The organism is Streptococcus sinensis (genome assembly GCF_000767835.1).
Classification (GTDB): domain Bacteria; phylum Bacillota; class Bacilli; order Lactobacillales; family Streptococcaceae; genus Streptococcus; species Streptococcus sinensis.
This window is the reverse complement of the sequence record NZ_JPEN01000062.1, coordinates 30,331-47,119: the sequence shown is the minus strand read 5'-3', so window position 1 is coordinate 47,119 and position 16,789 is coordinate 30,331. Positions and strand designations below refer to the sequence as shown.

Below are 16,789 nucleotides of genomic sequence, written 5' to 3'. Positions count from 1 at the left end.
ATACTCTATTGCCTCTTATGATAAGTCTATTCATTATTACTTGCAGATTATTGTATCATTTATATACAGAGTATCAAAAGGCATAAGAAACTATTCTTTTGTGCTCCTACTGAATAGATTTTCCGATAGTGATTCGATCAAGCAGATTTTTTCTGCTTTTTTTGGTATAATAAATTCATCGAATATTTATGATCTGAAAGGAAAAACAAATGATTTTAATTACAGGCGCGAATGGACAGTTGGGAACAGAGCTTCGCTATCTTTTGGATGAGCGCAATGAGGAGTATGTGGCTGTTGATGTGGCAGAAATGGATATTACCAATACCCAAATGGTGGATAAGGTCTTTGCGGAGGTCAAGCCAAGCTTGGTCTATCACTGCGCAGCCTATACTGCAGTTGATGCAGCTGAAGATGAAGGCAAAGAGCTGGACTATGCCATCAATGTGACCGGTACCGAAAATGTGGCAAAAGCTGCAGAAGCACACGGGGCGACCATGGTCTATATCTCAACAGACTATGTCTTTGACGGACAAAAACCTGTCGGTGAGGAGTGGGAAGTAGATGACCGGCCGGATCCGCAGACTGAGTATGGCCGTACCAAGCGCATGGGTGAGGAGCTAGTTGAGAAATATTCCAGCCGTTTCTATATTATCCGTACTGCTTGGGTCTTTGGTAACTACGGTAAAAACTTTGTCTTTACCATGCAAAATCTTGCCAAGACGCACAAAATTCTGACTGTAGTCAATGACCAACATGGCCGTCCGACTTGGACTCGTACGCTGGCTGAATTTATGACTCATCTGGCGAAAAATCAAAAGGAATTTGGTTATTACCATCTGTCTAATGATGCGGCAGAGGACACGACATGGTATGACTTTGCAGTGGAAATTCTCAAAGATACAGATGTGGAAGTCCAACCGGTTGATTCCAGCAAGTTCCCAGCCAAGGCTAAGCGGCCTTTCAACTCGACTATGAGCTTGACCAAGGCCAAGGCTACAGACTTTATCATTCCGACTTGGCAGGATGCCTTGAAAGAGTTTTACAAGCAGGATAAAAAACACTGATATCTAACAAAAAGGACCTTAGAGTCCTTTTTTGATATCTACTTATCATTAGCTTTTCACATTTCATGGAAAGTATAGTATAATAAGAACTAGAACACAATTGGAGAAGATAGAATGTCCCAGAAATCAGAAGTTTCACTACCGTCAGTTAAGAGTAATTATATATGGAATATGTTGGGGACTGTTTCTTCCTCATTAATATCAGTCGTATTGCTTCTTTTAGCTTCCAGAGTTCTGGGTTCAAAAGATTCTGATATTTTTAGTATTGCTTATGCTCTTGCTCAGCAGTTCTTTGTTCTAGGTTATTTTCAAGTTAGAAATCTGCAATCTACGGATGTAAAAGAAAGATACCAATTTGCTTCTTATCATAACACGAGACTTTTTACGGTCTTTTTGATGATTTTAACATCGTTTATCTATACTCTATGGCAAGGGTATGATGTTTACAAATCTAGTATTATTTTATTGCTTGTTTTTTATCGGGCTATAGATGCATATTCAGATGTTTTTCAAGGATTATTTCAGCAAAAAAACAGATCAGACTTAGCTGGAAAGGTGCAATTCTATAGGAGCTGGATTTGCATGTTAATATTTGCAATAGTCCTGTTACTTACAAAATCATTGATGGTAGCTAGTATTGTTATTTGCTGTGCGAATTTCATTCTGACCTTCCCCTTAGATTTCAGAAACTGTAGATTACATTTTTCTCAGGAAAAGTTTTCGCCTAAGCTCCATGATGACAGAAAAAATGTGTATTCTATTTTGAAAAATAGTTTTCCCTTGTTTTTAAATGGATTTTTGATAACGTATATCTATAACGAGCCAAAAATTGATATTGATTACCTTTTGACAAATGGTTATTTTTCACCTGGGGTTCAAAGAGACTTTAATGTTCTATTCATGCCAGTCTTTGTCCTATCCCTTTTGTTCTTCGTCCTGAGACCGTTGACTACACAGCTTTCTATTTATTGGAACGAGAAGAAATTTACACTATTTTTCAAACAGGTCAATACTCTATATCTAGTAATGACTGTTTTAGGAGTTGTTATTGTTGTTTTGGGGTATCTGATTGGTACAGAAGTGCTAGGTGTTATTTATGGTGTCCAGTTACAGGAATATAAGCTTCCTTTCACTATACTGCTTATAGGTGGTATTTTAAATGTATTAGCCTTAGTGGTTGATATTATTCTGACAATTTTTAGAAAACAGCATTACTTGATGATTGCCTATATAATGACATTTAGTGTTTCAAAATTTATCACTTTACCATTGGTTCGCAGTCAAAAATTGTTGGGCGCGGCTAACTCCTTTTTGATCTCTATGTGTGTATTTTTTATAGTTAGTCTGGTCATTTATGGAACTGCTAAAAATCAGGAAAAAAGAAAGATGTAGGATTTTATGAATATCTTATTTACATTAAATGATGCGTTTGTACCTCAAGTTGCAACCTGTATGTGTTCTATATTTGAGAATAATCAATCTGCCGAGAATATTACAGTATATTTAATTGGCGAGAGGATAAGCCGAGAGAATCAAAATAAATTAAAAGGATTCGCTAAAAGTTACGATAGAAAAGTTTGTATTATTTCTATAAATAATATTGCAGACTATATTGACTTTGATTTTGATACAAACGGTTGGTCTTCAATTATTTTAGCACGTCTTTTTTTAGATAAGCTTCTTCCACAAGAAGTTGATAGGATCTTATATCTCGATGGAGATACACTAGTTCTAGAAGATTTAGGTTCATTGTTTTATAGCGACTTAGGAGATAAGGTAATAGGTATGTGTCCCGAACCAACTGTGGATAAGTCAAGAAAGGAATTTCTAGCTTTGAAAGAGTACCCCTATCATAATTCGGGTGTCCTATTGATCGATCTAAAAAAATGGCGTAGGGAAGAGATTGGTAAAAAGGTCATAGAATTTTATCAGTTTCATGAAGGAAAGCTATTCGCACCAGACCAAGATGCCTTAAATGGAGCATTGAAAGAGCAAATTTTCACCTTGCCGATTTCCTTTAATTATTTTAATATTTATGATGTCTATCCTTACAAAACGTTGAGTGAATTAAGTAAGCCAACTAAGTTTACATCACAGGAAGATTTTAATCATTTTCGGAAAGCACCTACAATTATTCACTACCTTGGTGAAGAGAGACCTTGGCGGAAGGGGAATACACATAGGTTTAAAGAGGAGTACCTCTACTATCTTCATAAAACTCCTTGGAAAGATACACCAATGGAAGAAGGATGGCAGCTTTATTTTGTTTGTTTTAGAATCTTTAATATTGTTATGAAGCCTTTTCCAATGCTAAGATATAAGATTATCAATTCTCTAATCCCAAGCTTTATGAAATATAGAAAAAAACAGTTGCAGAAAAACAAAAAATAATGTGATAACATGTTATAGAAAGAATAGATTAAATTAATGAAAGTTTTAATGATTATTCCTGCTTATAATGAGGAGGAAAGTATTTTAAATACGGTTTTGAGCATTATAGAATATCGGAAGAAAGTTGATTTTGACTTGGACTATGTCGTTATCAATGATGGGTCGATTGACAGAACGAAAGAAATTTTGGATAGCCACCATCTGAATGCTGTTCATTTGGTTATGAATTTAGGGATTGGTGGAGCTGTTCAGACCGGTTATAAGTATGCACTTGAGAAGAATTATGATGTGGCCGTACAGTTTGACGGAGATGGCCAGCATGATATTGAGTCGCTGGATGCTTTGCTGGAGCCTATTCGTCGTCAGCAGGCTGATTTGGTTGTTGGTTCTCGTTTTATCGGTGACAAGTCTTCGGAGTTTCAGACGACTTTTATGCGGCGTTTTGGCATTACTATTATCTCAGCCTTTATTAAATTAACAACTGGTAAAAGAATTCTTGATGCCACATCAGGCTATCGTTTGGCCAATCGAGACATTATTCGACAATTCGCTGCGCGCTATCCTATCAAATATCCTGAGCCAGAATCAATCGTCCATCTCTTGAAGCGAAAATATACAGTGGTGGAAGCACCGGCCAATATGTTTGAACGTGCAGGAGGAGTCTCTTCGATTACTCCGATTAAGTCCATTCGCTACATGATTGAGGTTTGCTCTTCGATCTTGATTGCTGCTTTTATGAAAGAGAGTGAATAATGTCCATTTTGTCTATTGTTATGCTAGTGGCTTCAGTTCTATTCCTGTATTTTGTCTTTCGGAATATCAATCAAAACAATATTTTGTTTGAGCAAGCCTTTATGTGGATTATTATTGGCTTTGTACTGATTGTTATCTCTATTTTTGATTGGATTCCAGTTTCGATTGCTAAATTGTTAGGTTTTGAACTGACCTCAAACTTTGTCATGTCCTTGGCTATCTTTTTCCTGCTGATTATCGTGTTTTTGCATACTATTGCCATTTCCAAGCAAAAGGAGCAAATCAAGCAGTTGGTGCAAGAACTATCCATCATGAAACAAAGAATGTCTAAGTTAGAGAGTGAAAAAGATGAAAAATAACCATACATGGGTGATTTGCGCCTATGGCGAAAGTGAATTCTTAGAAGATTGTATCTTGTCTCTGCAAGCTCAAACTTTGTCATCAAAGATTATCTGCTATAGCTCAACACCGCTGGATTCAATCAAACAGCTGTGCCAGAAGTATGGTATTCCTTTTTATACGAAAGAAGGCGGTGGTATTGGCAGGGACTGGAACAATGCCCTTTCCTTTGTTGAGACTTCTTATGCTACCATTGCCCATCAGGATGACTACTATGAGCCTACTTATCTAGGAGCGGTGATGCAGAAGATAGAGCAGTCTAAGGACATTCTCATTGCCTATACAGACTATTTTGAAGAGAAAAATGGGGTCAAAATTCCAGCTAACACCAATCTGAAAATCAAGACTCTCATGCTCAAAACACTGAACCTGATGCCAGCCAGCCGTTTTTGGAGAAATCGGGTGCTGGCTTTTGGCAATCCCATTTCCTGTCCGGCTGTGACTTACAACTTAGAGGCATTAAGCGATTTCCGATTTGATGAGGAAATGCGTGTGAGTCTAGATTGGTATGCTTGGTACAAGATTAGTGCCTATAAGGGTTGCTTTGCTTATATTTCTAAGAAGCTCATGTGCCACCGGATTCACGGAGAGTCTGAAACAACCAAAACTATTTCAGATAATACTCGAACCAAAGAAGATTTGTTCATGTACCAGCTTTTCTGGCCTAAGTGGGTGGCTAATCTAATAAATAAAGCATATATGAAGAGTCAAGACTCTAATTCGAACTAATAATAGGTTATTTATAAGGAAAGTGTATGAAAGATTTAATATCTGTTGTTGTAACATGTTACAACCATCAAGACTACATTGAACAGTGTTTGCGCAGTATTTTTAGGCAGACCTATCAAAATATCGAATTACTGGTATTGGATGATGGTTCCACAGACAAGTCTGCCCAGATTATCCAAGAAACTTTGCAAGATTCCCCTTTCCCGACGAGGTTTGAAAGTTATGAAAATATGGGGGTCGTCAAGACAAGAAATAAGGCATTGCAACAAATTCAAGGTACTTATTTTATTTTTGTAGATAGCGATGATTTTCTAGATGCTGACTATATTGAGAGCTTCTACACAACCATGGTGCAAGAGGAGGCAGATATTGTCTATGGTGATTTATACGACCCTGATAAAAAGGAAGTGTATCTTAAATCACAGCCATATGACAAGCAGGCTTTTTTAACAGATAATTATATCTCCAATTGTTCTCTCATTCGTCGCTCAATCGCTGATGGTATTTATTATGACGAGGCGCTTAATTATAAAAAATTAGAAGACTATGATTTTCTTCTAAACTTAATTATCAATCAAGGGGCGAAACCTGTTTATGATGAAAAAACAAAGTTGAATTATCGGGTCTTTGATAAAGAGTCTGTCTCTAAGCGAGATTCTACTAGATACCATTACGAAATATATTTGCAAATTATAAAGAAGTACATGGATAAACTTCCTAATGAGGTTTACCACGCTTTGTCTGAAAATATCTTTACTCTGGAAGGCCGGCTGGATAATTTGATTCAGCATATGGACAGGGTATCTGACTATATCCAAGAGCTAAAGGAAAACTGGGAACGTGATAGCGAATTGATTTATCAATATCAGGATGACATTGATGAATTACGTAACTCACTTTCTTATCGTGTTGGGAATGCTATTGTGACACCGATTAAACAAGTGGGACAGGTTGTCAAGAATCCGCGGCGTATCAGAGCGCTCTTATCTCAGTTGAAACACCAGTGCATCTCCATAAAAAGAAATATCAAATCACCAAAAACCTATTATTATAGGGTTTTACGTCATTCTCAGCGAAAGCAGCTTCAACATATGAGTGGTAAAAAATGCCTAGTCTATGTCATTTTTGAGGCAGAAGAGAATCTTCAGCGCTACAAGGTTCTGTTTTTAGAGAAATTAGCATCTTTGGTAGATGAAACGCTGATTGTGGTAAATGGAGGATTGAAATCAGAGGATTTATCTACCTTAGAACAATATGGGCAAGTTCTGGTAAGGGATAATACAGGTTATGATGCCGCGGCATTTAGGGAAGGGATTTTGACCTTTGGTAAGGAAAAGTTGCAAACTTATTCTCAACTCTTGCTAGTCAATGATACGAATATTGGTCCAATGCGAGATTTGAATGAGGTCTTCCAAACAATGGCGGAGAGAAATCTTGATTTTTGGGGGATTTCCTTTGGTGAAGTACAAGAAGATGCCACGAATTTCAATCAATACGGCTATATTCCAGAGCATCTACAATCTTATTTTCTCGTCATTGAGTCTTTATTGCTTCGGTCAGAGGAGTTTTTCGACTATTGGAATAACCTAACCGATACGGATTCACGTGATAAGGCTATTGGAAAACACGAAACAACTTTTACTAAGTATTTTGCAGATTTAGGCTATCGCTACGATGCCTTGGTACCTGAAAACAAAGACAGCGCCATGTATATTCATCCTTTGAGAATGCTAAGGGCTGGAAGTCCTTTAATCAAGTATACCTCATTACAAAATTACAATGAGCAGCAGTTTCGCTGGCAGGGGCTAGAAAGACGAACAGAAGTACCTGATTTGCTCAATTATGTGCGAAAAGAAACAGATTATCCAGTTGAAATATTGGAAAACATTGTACAAAAATTCAAATCAATCTCTAGAGAACAATATATCTTGATTATAGATGGGGTTGAAAACATCATTCCGCAATGTACGCGCTACCGAGTGCTTAACAAAGCAGAACAGTTGCGAAAAAACGGCTTCACGGTCAAAGTAGTAAATTTATCAGAGTTTGAGATTTCTCAGGCTCAGCATGCTAGTCATATTATTATCTATCGAGCTCCGTGGTCTTATCAACTTCAATTCTTGTGCGATACAGCTAGAAGAGATAAAAAGCCAGTTTATTTTGACATTGATGATTTGGTTTTTGATACAGTTTATACAGATCAGTTGAGCTATACTCAAGGCTTATCAGAGAAGGAGAAGGGCAACTATGATGCTGGTGTCAAAAATTATGGCAAGATGTTAGCTGCCTGTGATGGAGCGATTACTTCAACACTCCAATTGCAGGAAGAATTGCTCAAATATCAAGATAAGGTGTTGCTGAATAGAAACCGAGCTTCCAGTGACTTGATTGAAATCAGTTCTCACTTTATCAAAGATTATAGTCAGCAGAACCCTAAAGTCAAGATAGGCTATTTTTCAGGTTCTATCAGTCATAATGAAAATTTTGAATTGATAAAACCAGCCATCCAGTCCTTGCTTGAAACTTACAAGAATGTGGAACTCCATATCGTCGGCCATTTAGATATTCCAGAGGATATGAAGCCTTACCAACAGCAGATTGTTGTACATGACTATGTTGACTGGAAGGATTTACCTCAGCTGATCAGTCGAGTGGATATCAATCTAGCTCCACTGGTTGACTCGGTCTTTAATCGGGCTAAGTCTGAAATCAAATGGATGGAGGCTGCCTTAGTAAAAGTTCCTACAGTTGCTAGTCACATTGGAGCCTTCTCTGATATGGTAAAAGATGGGGAGACTGGACTTTTGGCTAAAGACGGGGAGTGGAAAGAAAAGTTAGAGCGTTTAATTCTTTCGTCTGACCTACGTCAGGAATTAGCAGAAAAAGCCTATGATTTTGTTCTTGAAAACTGCAGTTTAGATAGTAAAGATGAAATGGTGAATGATTTTGAAAAGAAGTAAGACGATAAAAATAGAAAATATCTTTTTGGTCTTGGCGACTGTCTTTGTCATGACATTTATGGTGGTTCAACCGATCAACCGTGTGCCGGATGAAACGAATCACGCCCGCATGACTTGGGAGATTTTCCATAAGCCAACAGAGAAAACCTACAAGTGGATGGAAAATATCTCTGCGGAACCGAATGTTTCCCCAGCAGAGTATAAGAAGCTTTTTACGGAAAAATTGGATTTATCTCAGGAAGAGTCTACTTTGGGGATTAATCTCAAAACTCTTTCCTTTTTACCGCAGCTAATCGGCATGGCTTTGGGAACGTTTATCTATCCATCAGTAGGAGTTATTCTCATGATGGGACGATTTTTTAACGGCCTAGCCTATATTTTGGGTGTTTACTTCCTGATTAAGTATTTTAAGTATGGCAAGAAAGCTCTCTTTTTCATTTCGCTTCTGCCAATTATGGTTCAGCAGGCAGCTTCTCTCTCCTATGATGTAATGAACTATTTGGAGATTATGCTGGTCATTGGTTTTTTCACTAATATTGCTTCCAGCAAGAAATTTAGCAATAAGAATTTTATCCAGCTTTTGGTCATATCCGTCGGACTCTTTGCAACCAAACTGAACAATGTCTTATTGCTAGGCTTATTGCCTTTCATTGATTTTGAAATTGAAGGGTTCTTAGCTGTTTTGAACAAGCCTTTTCTTGCGACCAAGGCATTTATCGGTCGTCATCGCTATGTTTTTTACAGTTTGGCTTTTGTTGCTGTTTTCTTAGCCTTGCATTTGCTTTTTCGTCATCAAGGAGGGCTCTTCCACTACAGTAGGGTTCTGCTTAACACCTTGTTTAAACAGCGCATGAACGGTGACCTCAATACCATATTGACCATTGGTCTCTTTGGATTTTTGGGTAATTTCACCATTCAGTTGCCCCTGTGGCTAATCTTTCTTGATGTAGCGGTACTGACTATCATCTTCTTACAGTCTAAGAAGGATTTTATGACGAAGTCCTATGCAACTGTCTCCGCTTATCTTTTCCTTTTGCAGGTTATTGCTGTTGTCACCATCATGTATCTAGAGTGGACTCCGATTGTTTTAGGAAAAGGTGCTCAGATATCTGTTGGAACTCAGGGCCGCTATTTTACGCCTTTCCTAATTCTCTTCTTACCCCTTCTTGCAAATATAGGCAAGTTGGAGATTCAGGAGAGAACAGTTAAAAACTTGCTTATAGGCACTTTGTCAGCTAACTTTTTAATTTCAATCTATTTAATGATTCCATTCTATTGGAATTGGTAAGGATAAGCTATGAAGAAAAACATTTTATTCATTTCGCCGACTGGAACCTTGGATAATGGAGCAGAGATTTCTATTTTCCATCTGATGAAGTATTTGGTTCAAGATGGCTATCACGTTATCAATGCGATACCAGATTATCATGTTCAAGTCCAGCAAGACTATATTTCTACTCTTGCAAAAGAAGGAATTAGAACCATTGCTCTGCCATCGGTTAAATGGTGGTGGGAGGATGCACCAGGTGGTCTTCCTGGAACTCATGAAGAGAGGGTAAATTCTTACCAAGAAAATATTGCTGCGCTGAGAAAGTTAATGGTAGATAGCCATATTGACTTGGTCATTACAAATACAGTTAATATGTTTCAAGGAGCAGTAGCAGCAGCTTGTGAAAATATTCCGCATTTTTGGCTGATTCATGAATTTCCTGAGGGAGAATTTGGTTATTATAAAGCGAAAATTGATTTTGTAGATGAATATTCTCAGGAGATTTTTGCGGTGACAGGTTCTCTACAAAAAAGCTTAGCCCAGCTTCTCCCTCATAGGGAAATTAGTTCCTTTGCCCCTTTTACAGAGATTGAAGCGGAAAAAGAGCAAAAACTTGCTGGGGCTGAGTGTCGTATCCTGTCAGTTGGTCGTCTGACAGAGAGAAAAAATCAACTAGAACTCCTTCAAGCTTATGCACAACTCCCTCAGCCAAGACCAGAACTAGTCTTTATTGGGGCTTGGGACGATGAATATAAGAATAAGTGTGAGTCCTATATAGTTGAACATCAGTTGCAAGGTGTCCAGTTTTTAGGATATCGTGATAATCCTTGGGCTGAAGCAACAACGGCCGATATAGCAGTGTTTCCATCTGCTATGGAGACTTTTGGTCTAGTGTACATAGAATCCATTATGAATGGCCTGCCAACCATCCTATCAGATAATCCTGGCCATCTATCGGCTTATGAAATGTTCGAGGAGGGTCAACTCTATCCTACGGGAAATGTAGATGAATTAACAGATCACATCCAGCAATGTTTAGAGGATTTCAAATACTTGAAAAAGCGCTCTATAGATAACATAGAAAGAGTAAAGAATCTTTACAAGGTTTCCAGTGTTTATCATGACATATTAGAAGAAATCGATCATTCTGATACAAATAGCGGTCATTCTTTGCGACACATAAAATTTTTATTTGAACCGCGTCCTTCTGCTTCGCCAATAAGTACTTTCTTGAATAAAGTAAAGAGAAAAATAATTTTCTTAAAAATTAAAGAATCTTTTTAAGTGGTAGTAGCCTACAACGGATGATATAAAAGTCGAATCAAACAATAATTTTGCTTAGGCGATATTATGATTTGTTCGATTTTTTTGTCTGTTGCCCACAAACCACCAATAAAATGATATAATAGACTAGATTGTAAATCTTTGAATTGAGGAAAAGCATGAGACATGTCTTCATCATCGGGAGTCGCGGACTTCCTGCTAAATATGGCGGATTTGAAACTTTTGTTGAAAAATTAGTAGAAAATAAGGTTTCTTCCCAAATCCAGTATCATGTAGCTTGTTTATCAGATGATGAAGCTTTTCATCATTTTGATTACAAGGGAGTAGATTGCTTCACGGTTAAGGCTCCTAAGTTAGGACCGGCTCGGGTGATCGCTTATGATATGATGGCCATCCATTATTCTTTAAAGCTAGTGCAAGAGCAACAGATTGAGCGTCCAATTTTTTATATTTTAGGCAATACGATTGGAGCCTTTGTGGCGCCTTTTGCACATAAAATTCAAAAAGCAGGCGGGATTTTCTTTATCAATCCAGATGGTCTGGAATGGAAGCGGGCCAAGTGGCCTAAGCCGGTTCAAGCCTATCTCAAATATTCTGAGAAGGTTATGACTAAGCATGCTGATCTGGTTATTGCGGACAACCAAGGCATTGAAAGCTATATAAAACATTCCTATCCTTGGTCTAAGACGGCTTTCATTGCTTATGGGACAGACCTCCAGCTATCTTCTCTTGACTCTCAGTATGCTCGCGTGCGTGATTTTTTTGAGAAATGGCAAAGCAGGGAAAAGGAATATTATTTGATTGTTGGCCGTTTTGTGCCAGAAAATAACTATGAAACCATTATCCAAGAATTTATGAAATCCAAAACCCAACGTGACTTGCTGATTATCTGCAATCATGTGGGAAATCCTTATTTTGAAGAACTCAAGCAGAAAACGGGTTTTGACAAGGATTCTAGGATTAAGTTTGTCGGGACAGTCTATGATCAGGAACTGCTCAAATATATCCGCAATCAAGCCTTTGCATATTTGCATGGACACGAAGTCGGTGGGACCAATCCCGGGCTTCTGGAAGCTCTGGCTCAGACTGATGCCAATTTGGTTTTGGATGTGGACTTCAACCATCAAGTAGCCAAAGAAGCCGCTCTTTACTGGAAAAAAGAAGAGGGACAGTTGGCTCAGCTGATTAACAGAGTAGATGGTCAAATTGACTTTTCTGAGCTCGGTCAGGCAGCCAAAAAAAATATGAAAGAAAACTACACCTGGGAAAAAATTGTGGGTGAATACGAGGAGCTATTTTTATCATGAAAGTGACTATTCTTCTGTCGACCTATAATGGTGAGCAGTTTCTGGCAGAGCAGATTGAAAGTATTCAAGCCCAAACTTATAGGGACTGGCAGCTCTTGATTCGAGATGATGGCTCTAGTGATGGGACGCGAGCAATTATTGAGGATTTTTGCCATCAGGACGACCGGATCTTCTTTATCAATCCAGAAGAACCTCAAAATTTGGGCGTCATTAAGAGTTTTCATAGCTTGCTTAAATATCAGGATTCGGATTTTTACTTTTTTAGTGATCAGGATGATGTCTGGTTGCCAGATAAGTTGGCGATTCAGTTAGCAGCAGCAGAAAACTATGATGCTTCCTTACCTTTGTTGGTCTATACGGATCTAAAAGTCGTGGATCAGGAGCTAAATATTGTTCACGAAAGTATGATTCGGACGCAGTCTGACCATGCCAATACCGAATTGATTCAGGAATTGACGGAAAATACAGTGACAGGCGGCGTTTCGATGATCAACCAAGCTCTGGCTGATTTGTGGACAGGGCAGGAGGAGCATGAACTGCTCATGCACGATTGGTATCTGGGCTTGTTGGCTTCGGCCTTTGGGCAACTCGTTTATCTAGATCAGCCAGGAGAACTTTACCGCCAACATTCCAATAATTTTTTAGGAGCCCGGACCTTACGTAAGCGGATGAAGAACTGGATTCATCCTAGCCGTCTATTTGCTAAATATTGGAAATTGATAAAAGATAGTCAGACTCAGGCCCGCAACCTTCTCAGCCAGCCTCTGACAACTGAAAACAGAGAAATTATTGAAAATTTTGTGACAATCATGGAAGTTCCTTTTGTAGAGCGGCTGCGACGTATTCGAAAGTATGGCTACAGAAAAAATCGTGCCTTTCATACTTTGGTTTTCACGACACTCATTCTCACAAAATTTGCTTATAAGGAGTAATATGCATGCTAGATTATTTTAGCCAAAAAAACTGGATTCTCTTGAGAGAATTGGTTAAAACAGATTTCAAATTGCGTTATCAAGGCAGTTTCATTGGGCATTTGTGGTCGATTTTAAAACCCTTAATGCTTTTTACCATTATGTATCTTGTTTTTGTTCGTTTCCTGCGTTTTGATGATGGAACGCCTCATTATGCAGTATCGCTTCTCTTAGGGATGGTGACTTGGAATTTTTTCTCAGAAGCGACCAATATGGGCATGATGTCCATTGTTGCGCGAGGGGACTTACTGCGAAAACTGAATTTTTCTAAATCAATTATCGTTTTTTCAGCTATTACTGGTGCAGCGATCAACTATGCGATCAATTTGTTGGTTGTTTTTGCTTTTGCTCTGATTAATGGAGTATCAATCACGCTAGGATGGCTAGTTATTATCCCGCTTTTTCTGGAATTAGTTTTGATTTCAGCTGGTTTTGCCTTTATGTTGGCGACACTTTTTGTTAAATATCGTGATATTGGACCCATTTGGGAAGTAGTGCTGCAGGCAGGCCTGTATGCGACACCGATTATTTATTCACTGACTTATATCCTGAAGGGTGGGCATGTTTTGGTCGCTAAGCTGATGATGCTCAATCCAATGGCTCAGATTATTCAAGATCTTCGTCATTTTATCGTTTTCTCAGGCAGTACTCGAGGCTGGGATTTGATGGACCATTATTGGATTGCGCTGATTCCTTATTTATTGCCAATAGTGATATTTGGGCTTGGATATTATATCTTTAATAAAAATGCTAAGAGATTTGCGGAGATTTTATAATGTCAAATAATATTGCAGTAAAAGTTGACCATGTCAGTAAGTTTTTTAAACTGCCAACAGAGTCAACACAAAGTTTAAGAACAAGCCTAGTTAACCGCTTTCGAGGAATCAAAGGTTACAAAGAGCAGAACGTTCTTAAGGATATTTCTTTTGAAGTGGAAAAGGGAGATTTTTATGGAATTGTTGGCCGTAATGGTTCTGGCAAGTCCACTCTTCTGAAAATTATCTCAGAGATTTATATTCCCGAAAAGGGCACAGTGACCATTGATGGCAAGTTGGTTTCCTTTATCGAGCTAGGTGTTGGCTTCAATCCAGAGCTGACCGGCCGCGAAAATGTCTATATGAATGGCGCCATGCTAGGCTTTTCAACCGAAGAAGTAGATGCCATGTACGATGATATCGTGGAGTTTGCTGAGTTGGGTGAGTTTATGAATCAAAAACTCAAAAATTATTCTAGCGGGATGCAGGTTCGCTTGGCCTTTTCAGTTGCGATCAAGGCACAGGGAGACATTCTGATTTTGGATGAGGTTCTGGCTGTCGGGGATGAAGCCTTCCAGCGCAAGTGTAATGATTATTTTATGGAACGGAAGCATTCGGGAAAGACAACTATTTTAGTAACTCACGACATGAATGCCGTCAAAAAGTATTGTAATAAGGCTGTTTTGATTGAAAATGGCTTAGTCAAAGTTGTCGGAAATCCAGATGATGTAGCTAACCAATACAGTTTGGATAATGCAACTGACACCAAAGCTATGAACGAAGATTATGTCGCTGAAAAGGAATCTGAGGCAGTCTCTGATTTAGAGGTTCGTCTACTAAGCTCTCCTCAGACAGCACCAACTGAAGAAATTGAATTTGAAATTAGCTATCAAGTCAATCAGGATATGCCAACCTACATAGCCTTTTCACTGACTGATATCGACCGTACCATTTGGTTGTATAATGATAATTCAATGGATAATTTGACAGAAGGAACAGGAAAAAAGACACTTAAATACAAATGCCATCTTTCCCAAATCAATCATGCAAAATTGAAATTGCAGGTTTCTGTGCGTGATGAAGAGAATCAGATTTTAGCCTTTGCAGATTCTAAGAATACTCCAGTCCTTATCATCAGCCGACGAGATATTGACGATGAGGATATCTCTGCAAAAGACTCAGCAACGGGCTTGATTCAGCGCAATGGGGTCTGGGAAATCTCTCAATAAAATGATAAGGTGTTTTCATGGAACGAATATTACTCTATGTTCATTTTAATAAATACAAGCGCGTGAGTAATCATGTCTTCTACCAATTAGAACAGCTCAAGCCCCTGTTTTCCAAAATTATTTTTATTTCAAATAGTCATATCGAAGAAGCAATTAAGAAAAAGTTGCACGACGAATTTGGGATAAGCAATGTGTTGGAGCGGGACAATCAAGGTTATGATTTTGCGGCTTGGCGGGATGGAATGAGAGCCATAGGTTTTGAGGAGCTCAAAACCTACGACTCTCTGACTCTGATGAATGATACTTGTTTTGGTCCGCTCTGGGATTTGGAGGCTATTTATAAGAGGTTTGAGGACGATACCCAGGTTGATTTTTGGGGCATGACCAACTTTCGAAAAACAAAGTATTTTGAAGAACATCTGCAGAGTTACTTTGTTATCTTTAAGCAGCAGATATTGAGGTCAATTTCTTTTCAAGAATTTTGGGAACAGGTAAAAGATTTTACTGATGTTCAAGATGTAATTGACCACTACGAGACGAAATTCACCCAATATTTTACAGAGGCAGGTTTTACCTATCAGGCTGCCTTTGATACTCGTCTAGAAGAAGCAGCGGATTTAATTCATCCAGACTTTACTTATTATAAGCCTTTTACTATTCTTGAGAAAAAGGTTCCCTTTTTGAAAGTGAAAGCTATCAGTGGCAATCCTTTTTCTGCGAGGTATCTGCTGGAAGAAATCAAAGAGAGAACTTCTTATCCTGTTTCTTTAATTTCTGAGCATATATTTGAATATGTTGGTCCAGATGTACCCTGCCTTTTGCAGGATAAGCAGCTTTTGATAGATGATAAGAATGACTCACCAGAAAAGCCGGTGGCGCTTCATATTCATGTGACAGATCTTCAAATCTTTGAGCAATTTAAAGAAAATTGGGAAATTCTTCCTCTACAATACCAATTTGTGGTGACGACAGCTGACGAAAAAATCTTTACTCAGCTCTTGGAAATTGTATCAGACCGTTATCAAGTTATTTTAGGGAAAGAAGAGAATCCTATGCAGGCGATGCTTGAACAGAGTGGACTCTTGCTGCAATTTGCTTCCGTTGGGCATATTTCTACTGCAATTTTAGTAGATGGAATGCCTCAACTCGATAAAGCGATGCGTAGAGATTTGATGGAGATGATGTTTGAAAATGCCAATGCTAGTATTAAAGTCTTGGAACAAGATGATAAGCTTGGGCTCGTTATACCAGATCTTCCAAGTTTAGTCAGATATGGATTGTTTGAGCAAAAAATATTTCGGAAAGAAATGGCTGCAATTTGGCAAAAACTCCATTGCCAGAAAATTTTTGATTTTGAACAACATCCTGTTTTTACTAGGGTGTATGGTGGCTTCCTTTGGTTTAAGCCTTCTGCCCTTACTAGCCTTTTTCAAAATGATTACCAGTTATCAGCTCAAACAGAACCTCGTATTTTAGAAAATTTATTGATTTATTTGGCTTGGGATAAGGGCTATGATTTTAAAATCATGCCTGGTTGCCAACTCCCTGCTTTATTAGATTTACAAAAAGAAGCAGAAGAATTAATCCAGCAGAAAGGGAAACTGGTTCATAAGAGCCTAGCAAAAAAAGTTAGAAGGTATTTATCGAATCTTTTTAAAAGTTAGATAATAGTTTCTG

At 38.3% G+C, this 16,789-nt stretch carries 14 protein-coding genes; all 14 read left to right on the top strand.

The features are described 5' to 3' along the window. The first annotated feature begins 209 nt into the window (after positions 1-209). The 14 genes from rfbD to SSIN_RS04790 all read left to right on the top strand — a co-directional run bounded on the left by rfbD (position 210) and on the right by SSIN_RS04790 (position 16,776). On the top strand, positions 210-1,064 hold the full coding sequence (gene rfbD / locus SSIN_RS04855; RefSeq protein WP_037616361.1) for a dTDP-4-dehydrorhamnose reductase: 855 nt from the start codon (positions 210-212) through the stop codon (positions 1,062-1,064). Positions 1,065-1,178: 114 nt separating this feature from the next. Further along, positions 1,179-2,456, top strand: coding sequence for a lipopolysaccharide biosynthesis protein (locus SSIN_RS04850; RefSeq protein WP_037616360.1), 1,278 nt, complete (start codon positions 1,179-1,181; stop codon positions 2,454-2,456). A gap of 6 nt (positions 2,457-2,462) precedes the next feature. After that, complete coding sequence (locus SSIN_RS04845) at positions 2,463-3,455, top strand: glycosyltransferase family 8 protein (protein ID WP_037616357.1); 993 nt, start codon at positions 2,463-2,465, stop codon at positions 3,453-3,455. Between the two features lie 36 nt (positions 3,456-3,491). Continuing rightward, entirely contained in the window at positions 3,492-4,208 is a 717-nt protein-coding gene (locus SSIN_RS04840) for a glycosyltransferase family 2 protein (protein WP_037616354.1), read from the top strand. Continuing rightward, positions 4,208-4,567 (top strand): DUF2304 domain-containing protein, encoded by a 360-nt coding sequence (locus SSIN_RS04835; RefSeq protein WP_037616351.1) that lies wholly within the window; start codon positions 4,208-4,210, stop codon positions 4,565-4,567. The genes SSIN_RS04840 and SSIN_RS04835 overlap by 1 nt, the downstream gene beginning before the upstream one ends. After that, on the top strand, positions 4,557-5,336 hold the full coding sequence (locus tag SSIN_RS04830) for a glycosyltransferase family 2 protein (RefSeq protein ID WP_037616349.1): 780 nt from the start codon (positions 4,557-4,559) through the stop codon (positions 5,334-5,336). The genes SSIN_RS04835 and SSIN_RS04830 overlap by 11 nt, the downstream gene beginning before the upstream one ends. Positions 5,337-5,362: 26 nt before the next feature. Continuing rightward, entirely contained in the window at positions 5,363-8,296 is a 2,934-nt protein-coding gene (locus SSIN_RS04825) for a rhamnan synthesis F family protein (RefSeq protein ID WP_037616347.1), read from the top strand. Next, positions 8,283-9,584, top strand: a complete 1,302-nt coding sequence (locus SSIN_RS04820; RefSeq protein WP_037616429.1) for a DUF2142 domain-containing protein — start codon at positions 8,283-8,285, stop codon at positions 9,582-9,584. The genes SSIN_RS04825 and SSIN_RS04820 overlap by 14 nt, the downstream gene beginning before the upstream one ends. Before the next feature lie 9 nt (positions 9,585-9,593). After that, positions 9,594-10,850: a glycosyltransferase family 4 protein gene (locus SSIN_RS04815; protein WP_037616345.1), complete on the top strand. Its 1,257-nt coding sequence runs from the start codon at positions 9,594-9,596 to the stop codon at positions 10,848-10,850. 158 nt (positions 10,851-11,008) lie between these two features. Then, on the top strand, positions 11,009-12,157 hold the full coding sequence (cps2T, locus tag SSIN_RS04810; RefSeq protein WP_037616342.1) for a beta 1-4 rhamnosyltransferase Cps2T: 1,149 nt from the start codon (positions 11,009-11,011) through the stop codon (positions 12,155-12,157). Then, entirely contained in the window at positions 12,154-13,089 is a 936-nt protein-coding gene (locus tag SSIN_RS04805) for a glycosyltransferase family 2 protein (RefSeq protein ID WP_037616340.1), read from the top strand. The genes cps2T and SSIN_RS04805 overlap by 4 nt, the downstream gene beginning before the upstream one ends. A gap of 5 nt (positions 13,090-13,094) precedes the next feature. After that, positions 13,095-13,904, top strand: a complete 810-nt coding sequence (locus SSIN_RS04800; RefSeq protein WP_037616339.1) for an ABC transporter permease — start codon at positions 13,095-13,097, stop codon at positions 13,902-13,904. Continuing rightward, the gene (locus tag SSIN_RS04795; RefSeq protein ID WP_037616337.1) at positions 13,904-15,112 is read left to right on the top strand and encodes an ABC transporter ATP-binding protein; all 1,209 of its coding nucleotides are present in this window, start codon (positions 13,904-13,906) and stop codon (positions 15,110-15,112) included. Before SSIN_RS04800 ends, SSIN_RS04795 begins: the two co-directional genes overlap by 1 nt. Before the next feature lie 17 nt (positions 15,113-15,129). Continuing rightward, positions 15,130-16,776 (top strand): rhamnan synthesis F family protein, encoded by a 1,647-nt coding sequence (locus tag SSIN_RS04790; protein ID WP_037616335.1) that lies wholly within the window; start codon positions 15,130-15,132, stop codon positions 16,774-16,776. Positions 16,777-16,789: the final 13 nt, after the last annotated feature.